Annotated in this window: 12 protein-coding genes; 9 read left to right on the plus strand and 3 right to left on the minus strand. The window is 42.8% G+C overall.

The features are described 5' to 3' along the window. Positions 1-38: 38 nt before the first annotated feature. Entirely contained in the window at positions 39-1,673 is a 1,635-nt protein-coding gene (locus AC6R10_RS01155; protein ID WP_334550882.1) for an ABC transporter substrate-binding protein, read from the minus strand. Between the two features lie 754 nt (positions 1,674-2,427). Between AC6R10_RS01155 and AC6R10_RS01160 the strand changes: the two genes are divergently transcribed. Next, the gene (locus AC6R10_RS01160) at positions 2,428-3,906 is read left to right on the plus strand and encodes a phospholipase D family protein (protein ID WP_500671438.1); all 1,479 of its coding nucleotides are present in this window, start codon (positions 2,428-2,430) and stop codon (positions 3,904-3,906) included. A gap of 41 nt (positions 3,907-3,947) precedes the next feature. Here the strand turns inward: AC6R10_RS01160 and AC6R10_RS01165 are convergent, their stop codons facing one another. Together AC6R10_RS01165 and AC6R10_RS01170 are read right to left on the minus strand one after the other, a co-directional pair. After that, positions 3,948-4,412 (minus strand): GNAT family N-acetyltransferase, encoded by a 465-nt coding sequence (locus AC6R10_RS01165; RefSeq protein WP_500671242.1) that lies wholly within the window; start codon positions 4,410-4,412, stop codon positions 3,948-3,950. 248 nt (positions 4,413-4,660) lie between these two features. After that, positions 4,661-6,328 (minus strand): P-loop ATPase, Sll1717 family, encoded by a 1,668-nt coding sequence (locus AC6R10_RS01170; RefSeq protein WP_500671243.1) that lies wholly within the window; start codon positions 6,326-6,328, stop codon positions 4,661-4,663. Positions 6,329-7,060: 732 nt separating this feature from the next. On the opposite strand from AC6R10_RS01170, the gene AC6R10_RS01175 reads away from it, so the two are divergent. The 8 genes from AC6R10_RS01175 to cas6f all read left to right on the plus strand — a co-directional run bounded on the left by AC6R10_RS01175 (position 7,061) and on the right by cas6f (position 17,922). After that, positions 7,061-8,698 carry an RNA-directed DNA polymerase gene (locus AC6R10_RS01175; protein ID WP_500671244.1) on the plus strand — a complete coding sequence of 546 codons (1,638 nt, stop codon included), beginning with the start codon at positions 7,061-7,063 and terminating at the stop codon, positions 8,696-8,698. Between the two features lie 31 nt (positions 8,699-8,729). Continuing rightward, complete coding sequence (locus tag AC6R10_RS01180) at positions 8,730-9,938, plus strand: IS256 family transposase (RefSeq protein WP_500625857.1); 1,209 nt, start codon at positions 8,730-8,732, stop codon at positions 9,936-9,938. Between the two features lie 248 nt (positions 9,939-10,186). Further along, complete coding sequence (locus tag AC6R10_RS01185; RefSeq protein ID WP_500671245.1) at positions 10,187-12,217, plus strand: hypothetical protein; 2,031 nt, start codon at positions 10,187-10,189, stop codon at positions 12,215-12,217. Further along, a complete protein-coding gene (locus tag AC6R10_RS01190; RefSeq protein ID WP_500627551.1) occupies positions 12,214-12,723 on the plus strand; it encodes a hypothetical protein in 510 nt (169 codons plus the stop codon). The genes AC6R10_RS01185 and AC6R10_RS01190 overlap by 4 nt, the downstream gene beginning before the upstream one ends. Before the next feature lie 245 nt (positions 12,724-12,968). Beyond that, positions 12,969-14,180 (plus strand): TniQ family protein, encoded by a 1,212-nt coding sequence (locus AC6R10_RS01195; RefSeq protein WP_500627550.1) that lies wholly within the window; start codon positions 12,969-12,971, stop codon positions 14,178-14,180. Positions 14,181-14,182: 2 nt separating this feature from the next. Beyond that, positions 14,183-16,270 carry a type I-F CRISPR-associated protein Csy2 gene (locus AC6R10_RS01200; protein WP_500671246.1) on the plus strand — a complete coding sequence of 696 codons (2,088 nt, stop codon included), beginning with the start codon at positions 14,183-14,185 and terminating at the stop codon, positions 16,268-16,270. A gap of 6 nt (positions 16,271-16,276) precedes the next feature. After that, positions 16,277-17,308, plus strand: a complete 1,032-nt coding sequence (gene csy3, locus AC6R10_RS01205) for a type I-F CRISPR-associated protein Csy3 (RefSeq protein WP_500627548.1) — start codon at positions 16,277-16,279, stop codon at positions 17,306-17,308. Between the two features lie 8 nt (positions 17,309-17,316). Continuing rightward, positions 17,317-17,922, plus strand: a complete 606-nt coding sequence (cas6f, locus tag AC6R10_RS01210) for a type I-F CRISPR-associated endoribonuclease Cas6/Csy4 (RefSeq protein WP_500627547.1) — start codon at positions 17,317-17,319, stop codon at positions 17,920-17,922. Positions 17,923-18,391 lie beyond the last annotated feature (469 nt).

Consider the following 18,391-nt stretch of genomic DNA (forward strand, 5'->3'; position numbering starts at 1 on the left):
ACGCGGGCTATCAGCGCACTGGATATCTTACTCAAGGATTACTTTTTGATAATGTACATGTCTTTTGAGTAGATATTGTCTTGCGGGTTTTGATCAGGGTAGCCACCAAGCTGTTTGCTTACTAGACGTGGCTGAACGTACTGATAGATAGGTGCGATTGGCATATCTTGTGCCAACTGAGCTTCTGCGATCGCGTAGTACTTGTTACGCTCTTCTTCAGTTTTCGCCACTTTTACTGCGTCGTTCATGGCCTTATCAAAAATCTCGCTAGAGTATTTCTGGTCGTTTGAACCGTTCTCAGTCATCGCAATCGCTAGGAAGGTAGAGGCTTCGTTGTAGTCTGCACACCAACCTGCACGGCGAACGTCAAAGTTGCCTTGCTTAGAGCTGTCTAGGTAAGTTTTCCACTCTTGGTTCTCAAGCTTAACGTTGACGAAACCACCCAGCGATTTTTTCCACATAGATTGAACCGCGACGGCGATCTTCTTGTGGTTTTCACTGGTGTTGTACAGCAAAGTGAAATCAAGAGGTTTGCCTTGACCGAAGCCCGCTTCAGCAAGAAGCTCTTTCGCTTTCTCTACGCGCTCTTTTTGCGTCATTGTTGCGTACTCTGGCGCTTCAGGTGCGAAACCTGTGATGCCGCTGTGAGTCAATGCGTAAGCAGGTTTTTGGCCTTGACCTAGAATCGCTTGAGTGATGATGTCACGGTCAATCGAATAAGACAGCGCCTTACGTACGCGAACATCGTCAAACGGAGGACGTTGGTTGTTGAAACCGTAGTAGTAAGTACATAGGTTTGGTGAAACAACCACGTTATCTGGGTAATCTTTCACAAGACGACGGAACTGCTCATTTGGCACTTCGTAAGTCATGTGGATTTCACCCGATAGGAAACGGTTCATTTCCGCGTTTTGGTTTTCGATAGGCAGGTAAGTCACTTTATCAATGACGGTATCGGCGTTATCCCAGTAGTTAGCATTACGCTCTAGAACGATCTTCTCGTTCACTACCCAATCAGACAACACGTACGCACCGTTACCGACAAAGTTACCTGGTTTCGTCCAGTCGTTGCCGAACTTCTCAACCGTCGCTTTATGTACTGGGTACATCGTGGTGTGCGCCATCATCTTCACGAAGTATGGCAGTGGTACTTCAGTCTCAACCACGAGCGTGTGCTCATCCACGGCTTTCACACCCAGCTCAGCCACGTCTTTCTTCCCTGCGATGATGTCTTTCGCATTTTTCATCTTGGTGTATTCGATATACCAAGCGTAAGGAGACGCAGTCATTGGGTCAGCAGCGCGTTTGAAGCTGTATTCAAAATCATAAGCGGTGACAGGATCGCCGTTCGACCATTTCGCATCTTTACGGATTTTGAATGTGAACGTTTGATTGTCTTCAGTAGACCAAGATTCAGCAGCACCTGGGATGGTATTACCTGGGCCATCTTGGATAACAAGGCCTTCCATCAAATCACGTAGAACGTGAGACTCAGGCACACCTTCAACTTTATGAGGGTCTAGCGACGCCACTTCCGTACCGTTACCACGGACGAATTCCTGTTTTGCTGCTAGTTCGACACCCGCTGGAACATCAGCGGCAAAAGTTGCGGTAGAGGCCACTGCAAGGCCAGCACCTAGTAGAAGGGCTTGTGTGATTTTGTTCTTGTACATGAGTAAAACTCCAAGTTTTTCTTTTGCATCCATGACGTCTTTGTGGTTTTCACTTGAACGGCCAGTGATTTAGGTTTTTTTAGCCCAAAATTCGACCAAGAATAACCTAAAAACCCCACAAAGATTGCGGCACACATTACCAACCATTGAAGCAATTTGCCATAAATTTGTAGCATTCAACCGTAATATTCCACGATCATATCAATGAATTGGCATATAATTCTGCATACGTAAACGTTTGCCAGAGAGTTGGCATTTCTTTACATCTGCAGACAGACTAATGCGCCTTTTAGTCTAAATTAACACCAGCATCTAGCATCATCTGCTAGAAAGCGTGCAGAAAATTTAACATTAGTTATGAAAGGTGGCGACTACTTAACTACAAATCGCTTATCCGATGAGAGGTTCTGTGAAGCGAATCACCATGATGCACCTATTTAGTCAACCTGCGCCAAAAGTGATCATTCACGAAATAAATAACTCACTGCCAATGCTCAACAAGTCAGTCAATAGCCCACTCTAAATTGATAAATTTAGAGCTTTATTTTGTGTGTTTTTTAACTATCCATCGTCGTGACGAATGCGTGGAATGCTTTATAAACCGCCAATGTGACGCCTCTCATACTTATCCGTATCAAAAACGCAAAATAGCGAGCTCTCCATCGTGACTCATTTACACTCAAAGCTATCTATTGGTTTTGAACAGGCGCTGGCTTTGTCTTCTTTATTTAAAACGCTGTTGATTAGCTTAGTTATGGTTGCCATGACGGCGTGTACTTCCCTGTCACCTGATACCCATAATGAGAAGACCACCAGCACCGCCCTGCCATATCAGCATAACTCGCCCTTAGATCACTATTTCTCTGCCCTTTCGAAAAAGACGCCGGGAGTGACAGGATTCTATCCTTTAGAGCATGGCCACGACGCTCTCCTGACTCGCTTGGCGCTGATTGAATCAGCACAGGCAAGCTTAGATCTTCAGTATTATATTTTCCGTGACGACGAAACCAGCCAACTGCTCAGTTGGCGACTGTTCATCGCCGCAGAGCGAGGCGTCCGAGTTCGCCTATTGTTAGACGACATGCAAAAGCGCGATGACAAGGTCATGGCTTACATCAACTCACACCCAAACATCGAGATTCGTCTATTCAATCCTCACCAATATCGCACAGCGCGCGGCGCGGCCTTCCTCCGTGATTTTGACCGTCTTAACCACCGTATGCACAATAAATCACTCACGGCAGATAATGTCGCGTCAGTGATTGGCGGGCGAAACATTGGCAATGAGTACTTTTCATTTCAATCGGATGTCGAGTTTGGCGACTTTGATCTGTTGATGCACGGTGAAGCCGTCGCAGCGGTGAGTGAGCAGTTCGATAAATATTGGAACAGCGACTTCGCTATCCCAATGGAGTGGATTTACCCCAATCGCACACCGCTCACCTCTGAAGCCATCTCAGATTGGGTCGCAAGCTCTAAAATCGAAGAGCAGTTCACGCAGGGCCAATACGACTTTACCCAATTACCTCTTTATCAAAAGCTTATTAACGCAGAACTCTCGCTTTTCTGGGGTAAGGCGCAGCTTATCTACGACTCGCCAAACAAAGTGCTAGGACAAGGCGAGTCACTAAAAAGCGGATTGACACAATTTCTTAGCCAAACAGAGAGTGAATTGGTCTTGATTTCGCCCTACTTTGTCCCGACGGAATCTGGTACACAAGCCTTGATTTCAGCGGTTGAAAAAGGGATTGAAGTGACGATTATTACCAACAGTCTCGCGTCCAATGACGTTTTCGCCGTTCACGGTTGGTACGCGAAATATCGCCAAGCGCTCATTGAAGGCGGCGTTACCCTGTGGGAAGTCAAAGCGACAGCAGACATCGACAACAGTTGGAGCATCAAAGGCAGCAGCAACGCCAGCCTACATGCCAAAGTGATCGTGCTCGATCGGAGCAAAATTGCCGTCGGTTCGATGAATCTTGACCCGCGCTCTGCGGAACTCAATACCGAGTTGGCAGTACTGTTCGAACAACCTGAGTACGCGGAGCGCGCCTTAGCGCAGCTGTACAGCAAATTGAATGAGAAGGCGTACCAAGTCATCGTCCAAGAGGGCGAACTAATGTGGATCGATCACGCGCAGTCCGTGCAATTTGATAGCGAACCCGATGCTAGCCTATGGTTAAAAATGGGCGCCTGGTTCAGCGGATGGCTACCGATAGAAAGCCAATTATAAACGGGTGAAAAAATCGCACTTCGGCCATTGCCCAATCCATCTTAGCCGCTTGTTTCCATTATGAAGTTAGTGAGTTGCTGCCCACGTACATCGACTTGCTGCTTTGCTACAACACGAAAGCCAAGGTGCTCATAAAACGGACGGGCGGTGATGCTCACGTGAGAATAATAACGCTTGATGCCTAGCCTGCGTCCTTTCGTAAATAGGTGCTCCATTAATAGTCGCCCTACTCCGATGCCTTGATACTCAGCATGACAGAAAAAATGGTCGATATACCCATCCTTCTGTAAATCTGCAAAGCCGACTATTTTGCCTTCGAGTTCGGCAACAAAAGGTTTCATGTCATCGGCGCGCTTTTGCCAAACCACCATATCAAAGCCATCCGGAGCCCAAGCGGATACTTGCTCAAAAGTGTAGTCTTTGATATTCACGGTTCTAATCGTTTGGAACTTCAACTGCCACATTTCTAGGGCGTCTGAGTGCTGGTAGTCTCGTATCGTAATCATAGCTATCTGTTGCCCGTTGCTCGCCGATTTTTAACGTCGTGTTCTTTGGAAGATTAATACCAATCAGTTAGAAAAGCTGCGGCTATTTATCTGTTGAAATCGCTCAAATGGAAAAACACAGCTCATCATACTAAATCTATTGGCGAACGTACCGCTGGACTGACAGTCTAAAATGTTTTTGGACCGAATTGAGCTAGAGCTGAAATTTTAAAACTGTTGCTTCAGATGAGGAAAAGCACCTTAACATTCTATGGTACATCTTCGGTATCAATTGCTTCAAACCTTTCTGAGCCAGTTACCTGTATATCTAAAGAGCGATAAAGCATTTTGTGTACCTTGATTTGAGAAGCACGCCTAACTTCACCCCTACTCACTGTACTTTGATCAAAGAAAGACCACATAAATGTACTAAGCGCGCTGATTTTTATTCCAATGGCTCCAACACGATATAAACAGATTAGGATCTTATTTAGTATCTCTGCTTGTTTGACTTCTCCCGCTGTATCGAAGTAATCCTTTACGGCGCAAACACATGGATCATCTGTTGTCTGGTCATATAGATCTGTAATTATATGTTCTAGACGTGATTCAGAGAGATCTGAACGTTTAAAAGACGTCTGTAAGCCCCTTAGAATTTCAACAGTTTCGTCAAATGAGGGGTATACCTCTCCCCACTCTTCTTTGAGGGATTTAAGTCTTTTCTCGGAGTATTGAGCTTCAGCCGCATAAATTGTTCTCCATGATATTCGCTCTCGTCCATATGCAACTTTGAAACACTCGTTCACAAACTGAAGAATATCTCTGGGACGAAAGAGTGTACGCTCCATAATAAAATCAATAGCTAGTTGACCTCCTCCTTTAGTAGCTGAAGGGAATAAATCTTTGAATGTAACATCTTCATTGGTGTATTGCCGTTTGAATACTTCTTTGACGCGCTTTTCTATCAAATCAGTCAACTCATCGCGTGTCCACTGTATGGGTAAAATATATGATTCATACTTTTCTTCTTGAAATCCAGCTCCCCGCGTTTTATCGAAAACGAGATCTAATAAGTCCTTCCGCATAGCTGCGATAATCTTAATATTTTCAACCTTTCGGAAAGTTTTTATTTCCTCAATTAGCGCACGAATAAACTTACATCTTGTAATCGTGTTAGCCCAGCTTTCATCCAATTGATCAATTACAATATAAAATTTCTGTTGGGGATCATGAAATGAGTGCTCCGCGATTAAATCTAGCATCTCGTTCAGTTTCTTAATTTGTAAACCGCTTACCACTTGGCTAGCTCTTTGTCTTATCTCTGTTTTTTGTTCATCAGTTAGTTTTTCAGCACCACTAACACTGAAGGACAAGCCTGTATATTTTGCACCTAAGTTTGCTTTGGTATCATTTTCAAGCTTTTGAGTGATTACTTTTAAATGTTCATCAGTATCAAGCCAGAACTTATCACCCCATTCTCTAAAGTATTCAATAGCTTTTTTCTTTACCGTATCTCTTCTGAAGTAATCACTGATACTGTCAAAGAAGTTTCGATTGTCTGTTTCATTCTTAATGTTATATCTGAGTTTAAGTAACTCAACTATAAGGATGTGTCTCCATAGAAGGCGATAGAAGAGATCCAAATTAACGTCCAAGGTATCCAAGAATTGGATTATGTCTGAGTGTTCTAGAAATCTCACTGATATGTCATTGGGATCTATTTGTTTTGATTTTTCGGCTAATTGGGAAATCTTGTAGATCAGAGCACTTTTTCCTGCTCCAGTTCTGCCTAATACGATAGATAGAGGATCACCTACATCCATTAATTGATTTATGTAGCCTTTATCGACAAAGCATGTCTCAAGCAGACTAGTATCGGTCTCAGCATCTAGGTCACCAACTTTTAGATGATTTTTGATTATAATCGGGTTAGCCAAGCGCTGCTCCTCAAGTTCTAATAACTACATGTAGTTAAAAGCTATTACTGAATATCCGTGTGGTCAATTAGCCCTACTAAGAAATGAGATTCATAACCCATATCGCTGATACCCAGTGTCCTACTTCAGATGTTAAACAGGATATAAAACACGAACCAACTATAGTTACTTCACAGTTTTGGCTTGGTATGCATTATTATCATTTAGGTAAATTAGATACCGAACAGTGTTAACACTCTTTGGGCAGATATGAAAAAAGCCTGCAATTTATGCGACATATATTGCAGGCTTCATGTCGTTGCACCCATAAAGTGTCCAATCGCATTACAAAAATCAACGCCTTAAACATGAACTAAAACTATAAAGTGTCCCAAATTAAAACCATAAAGCGTCCAAATCTTTATCACACACAAAACTATGCTTCAAACTGAAAGAAAGTTACAAAAAAGGGCCTTATAATTCTATTGCACCCCTTTCATTTAAGGTACGACAGAATCGATTGGTGATCACAGCTAACTATCACTTGAGCTAGCTCGTTGTTGGACATTTCTGTGTCAGTGAATTTGCTAATTTAGCTTTTGACGAATTAATAGGGGTATGGAAAAACCTCTGTTCACGTGGCCAGTTTTCTCATCTACAATGCTCTGCGCTATCACAAAGATAAATTCTTATTCATATAAGTGCAATAAACGCGGTAACATATAAAAAGTCGTAATTTAAAGCGTTGTATCTATGTTACTCCACAAGAAATATAACAAGATCTTACCAACGGAAGACTTCATATCTGATGAAGTTATTCTGTTAAGTGCCTGGAAAAAGTCTCACCAACATATCAGAGGGGTCAACTGGTATGTTGATTGTTTAGACTTAGATAAATCTGCTCTCGAGCTTGATCTAAGGGTTTCCTCTCTATCTTTAGCCCTTAAGGAAAACGACCTTGAGTTATCTCCTCTAAAGCTAATACCTGCACCTAAGTCTCATCCATGGACATTTATAAAATCGGACGATGAGTCTGCCCTCACTTGGGTTCCAAAAAGCAAAGATAAGGATGAAGATGACTCTGATAACCCTCGATTGCCAATGAGACCTTTGGCCCATGTATCGATAGACGATCAGACCGTTTTTACTGCATTGATGATGCTGCTGGCTAACCATGTTGAAACTGAACAGGGTGACACCTCTACTCTGTTTTCTGATGTACACGATAAGGGTTTAATAAACTATGGTAACAGGCTTCACTGTAAGTACGTTGATAACAGTGCATCATACTCCTGGGGTAACAGTAATACATATAGTAAGTTTTTTACCGACTACCAGCGCTTTCTAGAGCGCCCTATCTACTTTGGTCGTGAAGCTAAGCGAGTTAAAACAAGCAAAGAAGAAATCTATGAAATTCATTTAGACTTTTCTAAGTTTTACGACTCTGTTGATCGGACGATACTTGCAGAAAAAATTGAGGATCTGGTCAAAGAAATAACTGGCAAAGAAGCTGATGAATGTATTAGCTACGTTCTAGATCAGTTTGCAGATTGGGAATGGACAGAAGAATCTCAAGACCTATACACAGAAGTGTGTAAAAACGAACACATACAGACCCTAGAAGATAATAAAGGTATACCTCAAGGGCTCGTCGCGGGTGGTTTTTTAGCAAACATTTACATGCTTGATTTCGACAAGGACATTGCTGAGCTGATAGGCCAATATCTAGATGAAAACGAAAAGATACTATTAGTAGATGCTTGTCGATATGTGGACGACCTAAGACTGATCATCAAAGCAGACAAAAACGAAGTATCTGAGAATGAAATCCGTGAAGTGATAGCTGCTCACTTCAAACCATATCAAGATAATTTAGGTCTCATCCTTCAACCTCAAAAAACCAAAGTTAAAAAATTCAGTTCTAAAGAAGGAGCAATCTCATCTAAGCTTGCACACATACAAAATAAGCTAAGTGGCCCAATGCCACTACATGAACTAGATGAACAACTTGGACACCTTGAAGGACTAATTGAGCTAACAGATAATCTTGAGATCGAAGACTTGGATAGTAACGAATTCGAAGACAGTTGTATAAGTGAATTAGCTTTTATTGACAGAACTTTCAATGATGTACGTAAAGATACTCTCCTACGTTTTACAGCCAACAAAATCCACGCACTTCTTCGTCAAAAGCGAAGCATGATCGCACAAGAAGTTACCAATTCTGGAGCCCCTATTCCAGGAGCATGGGATTATCTACAAGAGAGAATGGCTCGAAAACTAATATCAAAGTGGACTAAAGATCCTTCGCTTTTGCTACTTCTAAAAAAAGGACTAGAACTATTTCCTCATGCTCGAAGAGAGTGTCCTGAATTCTGTGTAACTGTCTAGACTTAAGCCTTAAAGGCTAAGGATGGACAATATGGATAAGAAAGCACTCGAAGCTTTTGCTCGTGAAGCAGCAAAGTCAATTAAGACTGAATCTGATCTTGATGACTTCCGAAAAATGTTAACCAAGGTGACCGTTGAAACGGCGTTAAACGCTGAACTCGATGAGCACCTTGGGTATCAAAAACACCAACCTAGAACTAGCTCCAACTCCCGCAATGGCTACTCGGGTAAATCAATCATCACCGATGATGGAGAAGTCGATATCGACGTCCCTCGCGATCGTGAAGCTAGCTTTGAACCTCAACTCGTCCGCAAGCACCAAACTCGATTCCAATCCATGGACGACAAGATATTAAGCCTATATGCGAAAGGCATGACCACACGTGAAATCGTCGCAACGTTCAAGGAAATGTATGATGCAGACGTCTCACCAACGCTGATATCAAAGGTGACCGACTCGGTACTCGAGCAAGTGATTGAATGGCAGTCGCGACCTCTCGACGAAATTTACCCTATCGTCTATCTCGATTGCATCGTGGTTAAGGTGCGTCAAGACAAGCAAGTCATCAACAAAGCGGTCTATCTTGCGTTAGGCGTCAACATGGAAGGCCAGAAAGAACTGCTCGGCATGTGGCTCTCTGAAACGGAAGGCGCCAAGTTCTGGCTTAACGTGCTGACAGAGCTTCAAAACCGTGGGGTAAAAGACATCCTTATCGCTTGCGTTGACGGACTAAAAGGTTTTCCTGACGCCATCAATACTGCGTTCCCAGAGACGCAAATACAGCTCTGTATCGTCCACATGGTGCGAAACTCGGTCAAATACGTCCCTTGGAAAGACTACAAAGCGGTGACGGCTGACCTGAAGAAAATCTACCAATCAGCCACAGAAGATGAGGCACTGCTCGCTTTAGAGCAGTTCTCTGAACGATGGGATAGTAAGTATCCTCAAATCAGTCGCTCTTGGACGGCGCATTGGGACAACCTCAACACCCTGTTTAACTACCCAGAGGATATTCGCCGAGCCATTTACACGACTAACGCCATTGAATCCCTCAACAGCGTTATTAGAAAAGCGATCAAGAAGCGCAAGCTCTTCCCAACGGATGAATCAGCTAGAAAGGTGATCTACCTGGCTATCCGAGATGCTTCCAAGAAGTGGACGATGCCGATTAGAAACTGGCGACAAGCTCTAAACCGCTTTATGATTATGTTCGAAGACCGACTCACTGAATACATGTAACCCCCGACAGTTACACAGAATTATTTACAGGGTCTGCTCGAATACTGCGCCCAATCTTACAAAGCCTCGAGAGCATCCGAGACCATGATGACCTCGCACTTACCACTTTCGCTGAATATTGCTTAAGTGAAGTACTTCGCCACTCTGCTACCGCAATACATACAAAAGATCGGTGGGCGTTTCCTGCACACTCCGATCCAGAAAGCTACTTTGAATGCCTAGAGGATTACGCATGCAGTAAATTTGAAGTGCTAGATTCCTTTGAGGAGGCATTTAAAGAACAAATTTTGTTCTTTAGTCTTGTTCGTAATGACTCACCTCTTAAAGAGGTTATTAATATTGAACCATTTGATCTGATTACTCAGCTACTAAGTGGTTTCCGCAACGTAAACCTAAAGCAAAAACCTACTGAGTTCACTACAGCGGTTTTACTAGCTAACCAACTAGCACTGGACAAAAGAAAAGTCTTGCGTTCTATATCAAGTGCACTGGAATCGATCTATAGTCGGCGTGCTCGCCCAAACGTATCATTGCCCTCACGAAGAGCCAGACAGCTAAATAGAGGAGATCTAAGCGATATATGTGAAAGACTCATGCTAAATAGCCCTGAGCTATTCGAACAATTATACTTAAAAGCGAAATCAACTGACTCAAAGTGGCCTAAGAAAGCCCACTCTTTTGCCAACTATCTTGGTCTAAATGATTATGCCAAAATCAAAGGAAATCTATCTTCCTACAATAGTAAATCAGTATCCCTTCTTTCGGTGATTAGAACCGACAACAGCCCATTTAAGCATGAGAATGGCATACTTAAGCTAGTTCAATCGTCACTAGCTGAAATAGATAAAAACAACTTCGACGCACCTATAGATATTGCAAGTACAAAAGTCCGATGTAGTGATTGGGATGACTTGCTAAGCCTAAAATCATCATGTGAGCTCAAAGTCGAGTTAGAATTTTATGATGACGAGACCGAACTATTTCATACTCCCCCTAAATGGCTAACAGAAGAGCACAAACCACTCTATTACATTGGGATGTTCATTCGAAGTTGTCTGCTGGGCTCTGTCGACTGGAGTAGCAGCAGTCTCCAGTCTGAAAAACCTGCATATCGCGGTATAAAGTCCAATATGCTAAAAAGGCAGATCGGTATGATGCATTCACCTGAAGCATTTGGAGATAGCAAATCGCCGATGAGTGATTGGCTATCAACATTGTTGTTCAAGCTACTACAATGGCCTGGGGTTGAAAGCAACAATAGCTTATATTCATGGCCGAAAGCCTGGACTCTAGATGAACTAGAAAAGTGTATAAACAATCGAAGTAATGACCAAGCTAAGTCATACTGTACACTCTCCAATATGCCAACCTATACAGAAAAAGTAAGATTAGGATGGCCAAAAGACAAAAAACACCTAAATGTTGTCATGGTTCAATCACTTCTACCTTTGACAAAAGACTTTGATTTAGCTGGCTTAAAGTTAGATACACCAACATACAGAGCTAAGCATAGAAGGCACGTTGCTTCAGTTTCAGAACTAATCTTACACAACATCGCTAGCGTCGATAGTGTGAATGAAGCTCCAAACCTCAAAGGAAAAGTGGATCTTATAATTTGGCCTGAACTTTCTGTCTCACCCGATGACCTAGATATCTTAGAAAGGCTTTCGGATAAAACGGGGGCAATTGTTTTTGCAGGAATTGGCTTTAGCCATATTCAGAATGAGCGTGACCTCAATAACTCAGCTATGTGGATCATCCCAAATAAAGGAACGAATGGCAGGAGATTTATCAAGCGCCTTCAAGGGAAGAAAAACATGACTGTTGGTGAAGTAAACCAAATTATGCCTTGGAGACCCTATCAACTAATCGTAGAAATGATTCATCCTGCTCATGAAGAGAAAGAGGGCTTCAAGTTGACTGGCTCGATATGCTATGACGCCACAGATATTAAGCTAAGTGCCGACCTTAAAGACAAATCACACGCGTATATTATTTCAGCGATGAACAAAGATATTGCGACCTTTGATAGCATGGTTGATGCGCTCTTTTATCATATGTATCAGCATGTTGTACTGGTTAACAGTGGTCAGTTTGGTGGTTCAGTAGCCAAAGCTCCTTACAAAGAGCGATTCCATAAGCTCATTACGCACACACACGGTTCCAATCAAGTATCGATATCTACATTTGAGATGAATATGTTCGACTTTAGAGATTGTGGTCAATCACTTAGAACCAACAAGAAAACAAAGACACCGCCAGCAGGAAACATGAAATGATTTGCCTCGACACTAACGCTGCTAACTTATTGACGTTTGAATTTTGGAATGAACGAGCTGATATCATAATGGCCGTTGTTGCTGTTCTTGCGCTAATGCTCACGTTACAACAACTACGGTCAGGGAGACAGGAGTCTCGAAGAGCAACTGCTTATGCAACTTACCAAGAGTATTTAAAAAACTGTGCAGACAATCCAAAATTTGCTTATGGGAATAAAAATGACATTGTTTCGAATGGAGTGACTCACGAAAAGTACCCGTGGTTTATTTCACAAATGCTATTCACATTTGAACAGGTTCTAGAAACATCAAAGTCTGACAAACAATGGAAAACAGCAATACGCTCGCAGCTTGAGAGACATGCATGGTACTTAGAAGGTTCAAACACCATAAAACGGAAAGAGTGGAGTGACGAACTAACGGCTTTAATAAGTGCAGCTATATCAAACTGGCAGATTAAGAAGCGTGCGAATGTGCAAGATGAACCTGTAACGAATGCTTATTAGTTCCAATTTTAGGTCAACAGCATGTTGGCCTAATAAACCTTATGGGGTTAAATCGATACCCAAACACAGTTTGGGGCAGAACCTTCTTAGAACTTTCCAATCACAGTTTGTGATCACCAAGCGATTTTGACGTATGTTGGATGAGTTGGTAAGCGTTTCTGCAAAACACATTAGCTTCTATGGTTGCAATATATGAAATATCGTCGATACTAAAACTTAGAAAGTCTAAGTTTTAGTGGTGGCATGTGAATAGCGACATTCAACTATACCCTGACGAATCGCTCGAAAGCTTCTTGTTGCGCTTGTCGCAAGAACAAGGCTACGAGCGATTTTCTCATTTCGCTGAAGATATATGGTTCGACACCATGGATCAGCATGAAGCGATTGCGGGTGCTTTCCCCTTAGAGCTCAGCCAAATCAATATCTACCACGCGCAAACCACAAGCCAAATGCGGGTGAGGGTTCTAATCCACCTTGAGAACCAATTAAAGCTCAATAACTTTGGCGTGCTGCGCTTAGCATTATCACATTCAAAAGCTCAATTCTCTCCGCAATACAAAGCTGTACATAGATTCGGTTCTGACTACCCTTATACTTTTCTTCGCAAACGTTTCACGCCTCTTTGCCCACTGTGTATTGACGACGCACCCTACATTCGTCAGCAGTGGCAATTTATCTCTCACCAAGCCTGTGAACATCATGGCTGCAAACTGGTTCATCATTGCCCCGAGTGTAAGTCGAGACTTGAATACCAAAGTACCGAGAGTATTAGTCAGTGTGAATGCGGTTATGAACTCCGAAACTCGCCAGTAGACGACGCGTCAGAGGCTGAGGTATTGGTCGCTCGATGGTTGTCAGGAAGTGATTCAAAACCTTTGGGATTATTGAAAGCAGAAATGACGTCATCTGAGCGCTATGGTTTTTTTCTTTGGTATGTAAATCGTTATAGCGATATCGATGACCTCAGTTTTGAGTCATTCATTGAATATTGTGGCGCTTGGCCAACGGCATTGTGGCAGGAACTTGATGCCTTGAAAGAGAAGGCAGGACTTATTCGAATAAAAGATTGGAAGAAGGTGTTTTTCAATGAAGCTTTTGGGGCTCTGCTTAAAGATTGTCGTCAGTTACCGAGTCGGCAATTGAGTCACAATATCGTACTGACTCAGGTGTTAGCTTACTTTACTCAGCTCATAGCAACAGTACCTTCAAGCGCGAAAGGAAATATAGGTGATGTACTGCTCAGCCCCTTAGAAGCTTCTACATTGCTTTCTTGTACAACAGATGAGATCTATCGGTTGTATGAGTTTGGTGAGGTCAAGGTGGCTATAAGGCCACGAATGCACACAAAGTTAGCGACTCACGAATCAGCGTTTACCCTGAGAAGTATCATAGAAACAAAACTGACTCGAATGAGCTCTGAAAGTGATGGCTTAAGTGTATATCTACCAGAGTGGTAAGTATGACGAAATTAAGTGACTTATTGGTATTCGAAGACGAAGCAGTAAAGCAAGCTGCGCTAAAGAAGATGTTCATGCCCTATACGGAAGGTGTCTGTGTTGAAGGGTTTGAAAAAGAGGCGTTAACGATCTTACTCAATCTCAGCTCAAGCCATCAATCAGATAGATGCTCAGATTGGTTGGATGTTGCCCGAGCTAAGAGGCATTTAAAAGCGGCTGAGAACCTAGAGGCGTCCCTTAATGAAATCAAATGGTTCCACACTCATAATCTCAAGTTTCCAGACTGCCGAGTTAAAGATCAGCGGATAGTTGCAATGCCTCTTACGACAACCGAGGTATTTATTTCAAGCGCAGTATTAGAGCAACGCTTGGGGTGGGCGCATAACTCTGCGGTGTATCGACACACATTGTGGTTATTGAATCCTTTTCTTTGGCAATCACAGCCCGTATGTATTCTTTCACTTATACAGCAAGAAAGCCCTGTTTGGGTTGAGCGGCTCAAAGAATTTGGTTTAGGTGCTAAGTCACTTGCGCGCTTGAAACATACAATCGAAGAACATCTCTCTGGTAATCATTTTCCCGATAGTGTCAGTGTTTACAGTAAGCAGCTAAGGTTTCCATGGAGGGATGATTATATTTCGGTGACCCCAGTGGTTAGTCATGCTATTCAGAGTGAGTTAGAAGTGAGGTCGAGAAGTCGAGAAAATAAGCTCAGCTTTGTGTCTTCGTCACTGCCAAACTCTGCAAGTGTCGGGAACCTGTGTGGCAGTTTGGGTGGGTATATGAAAATCCTAAACTACCCGCTAGGCGTCAAAACTGCGCAAGGTGGCACGTTACCTGAAAGTCGTATAAAGAGTGGTCACTATTTTGATGACTATCAGGTAACTAGCGCCAAAACCTGTCAGGTTTTAAATCGTCTAACTGGTTCAGAGCCATCTAAAACACAGAAGCAGAGGGAGAGTGACCGTAAGGTTAGAAGTAAGATATTGCGAAAGCAGATAGCCTTGTGGATGCTCCCATTAATTGAATTAAGAGACATCGTTGATGCTGACCCTACTCAACAGCAATTGGAACATAATGACTCTTTGGCTCAAGCCTTTTTATCGCTACCAGAATCGGACTTGGGCTCCTTAGCCAGTGAGTTTAACCGTCGCTTGCATCTCACGTTTCAAAACAACAAGCATGCTGCAAAGTTTGCCTATCATCCCAAGCTTATACAGGTCGTCAAAGCTCAAATCATATGGGTCCTCGAACAGCTCAGCAAACCAATTAGCAATGAAGATAAGATAACGGGTGAGCAGTATATCTACTTGTCATCAATAAGAGTGCAAGATGCGGTCGCAATAAGCTGCCCTTATTTGTGCGGCGCACCCTCTATGGCGGCGATATGGGGTTTTATGCACCGCTATCAAAGAGAGTTTAATAGGCTAGTTAATTGTGATTCCCCGTTTGAGTTTTCGAGTTTCTCTTTTTATGTCAGAAGCGAAAGCATCAAACCTACAGCCAAGCTTACCGAGCCTAAATCAGTCGCCAAAGTTAGAACCGTTTCAAACGCTAAGCGACCAACTATTCGTAGTGAACGATTGGCAGATCTAGAAATAGACTTAGTTATTAGAGTTCATAGTGAAAGCCGAATTTCAGATTTTAAGTCCATACTTCAAACAGCTCTTCCTGTTGCTTTCGCCGGAGGGGCATTATACCAACCACCGCTATCGACGCAGATTGAGTGGCTGAGGACATTTACCAGCAAGAGCGAGCTTTTCCATGTCATAAGAGGGTTACCAGCATACGGGCGATGGTTATACCCAAGTGAGAGTCAGCCGAGTAACTTTGATGAACTAGCGCGTTTAGTGACTAAAGACGCTGATAATTTGCCAGTTTCTATTGGCTACCATTTGTTAGAACAGCCAACTCAACGGTCCAACTCAATCACCTCTTGTCACGCCTATGCAGAGAACGCGATAGGGTTTGCGAAGAAAGTAAATCCGATAGAAGTACGTTTTAGTGGAAGAGATCACTTTTTAAACCATGCCTTTTGGTCGATAGAATGCAGTAGCGAAACTATTCTTATAAAAAACTATAGGGATTAATCGCTTATGGAACTTTGCACTCAGCTGAACTACGTTCGATCACTCTCTGTTGGCAAAGCGTACTTCTATTATCTATCTCAAAATGGCGAGATGTGCCCCCTTGAAATAGATAGAACTCGGTTGCGCGCACCAAAAGGTGGTTATGCGGAAGCATATAAAGGGTGCAAGTTCGTAGAAAAGAATGTTGCTCCACAAGATTTAGCTTACTCCAATCCTCAGTTCATCGAAGAGTGTTATGTAAAACCTGGTGTTGATGACATCTACTGTGCATTCCCTCTTCGAATTCGAGCCAACTCTCTAACTCCAGATACCTGTAGTGATGATGAGGTACGCTCTAAACTTTCTTTACTCGCTAAAACATACGAAGAACTTAATGGCTATCAGGAGCTCGCTCATCGATATGCGAAAAACATTCTGCTTGGCACTTGGCTTTGGAGAAACAGAGAGTGTCGAAAGTTGTCTATAGAAGTGACTACCAGTGATTCACAAACCTTGATTGTCGAGAATGCAACAAGGCTTTCTTGGTATGGTCATTGGGATGAAGTCTCATCGGAATGCTTAGAAAAACTTACAGGTTATTTGACGCGAGCACTGTCTGTTCCAACAGAATATTTCTACATGGATGTCAAAGCTAAAATTGGAGTCGGTTGGGGGGATGAGGTTTACCCAAGTCAAGAGTTCTTGGATGGCCGAGAAGATGGTGTTCCAACTAAACAATTAGCTACCGTCGAGCTACTGACCGGAGAAGAAACGGTTGCTTTCCATGGTCAGAAAGTTGGTGCAGCGTTGCAATCGATTGACGATTGGTGGCATGAAGATGCAGACAAGCCATTAAGAGTGAATGAATATGGATCTGACCGAGAGTACGTTATAGCAAGGCGACATGTGTCCCATGGAAATGACTTTTACCAATTAGTCAGAAATACAGAGCATTGGATTGAGACAATGATAGCTTCTCAGAACATCCCAAATGACGTGCACTTTATTATGTCGGTCTTGATCAAGGGTGGTCTCTTCAATTGTTCCAAAGCGAAGTAAGGATGATTATGACGAAGCGTTACTACTTCTGTATACGGTATGCCTCTGGCCAGGCCGACTATGAGCTGTTAGCAGGGCGTTGTATATCTCAAATGCATCTGTTTATGGTCCATAACCGACACGTCATGAATAAAATAGGTGTGAGCTTTCCCGACTGGAGTGCTGTTACGGTTGGACAAACTATAGCCTTTGTCGCAGAAGATAAAAAGGTGATGATTGGACTCTCTTTTCAGCCCTATTTTTCTTTGATGGTAAATGAAGGTTTGTTTGAGATCTCCAGTGTATGTGAGGTGCCAGGTACTGCTATCGATGTGAGGTTTACTCGTAATCAAACGATTGGGAAAAGCTTTTTGGGTTCCAAGAAACGTCGAATCAAACGTAGCATGCAGAGATCCGAACTATTTGGCGCTGGCACATCGTTACCAGCCACCAATGAAGAGCGAGTCATCGATAGTTTTCATCGAATCCCAGTTTCTAGTGGCTCATCAGGGCAGGATTTTATTTTGTTCGTGCAAAAGGAGTTTGTCTCGGAGCGCGTTGAAGCAAACTTTAGTAGCTATGGTTTAGCCACCAATCAAGAAAAAAAAGGGACGGTGCCTGAGTTACGTTTTTGACCCGTTTTCTAAAGCTCATTTTTAAGTAAGTAAAAACAGCGAGTTACGTAAGTAAGCAGAAAAAGGGTACTTTAGGGTTTTGTGATGTAAATCCCGTGGAATTAACAGCTTAGTGACTATAGTTAACTGTGTCCTGCCGCATAGGCAGCTAAGAATGATTTGAATGGCACTTCGTCCAAACCCAACACGTGTCCTGCCGCATAGGCAGCTAAGAATAGGCCAGGAAGAAAGCAACCCACCTGCTGAACAAGCAGTTAAGAATAAAAACCATTAAGTTTAGTTTAGGCTTGATGGTTTTTTTTACTTATTAATTTGTGTGCGGGGGGACGTGACTCAAAATGTGTCTTCCAGGCTATAGCTAACTATGCTGGGAATGCGGTGCAACGAGGTGTTGAACTTATTTTTGCCCCAAAGTTTGTTGGATTTAAACGCTTGGAATTAAAAAGCTCAACATTTAGCTGAGCTTTTT

The sequence above is a fragment of the Vibrio sp. R12-SG2-ISO1 genome (genome assembly GCF_059834045.1).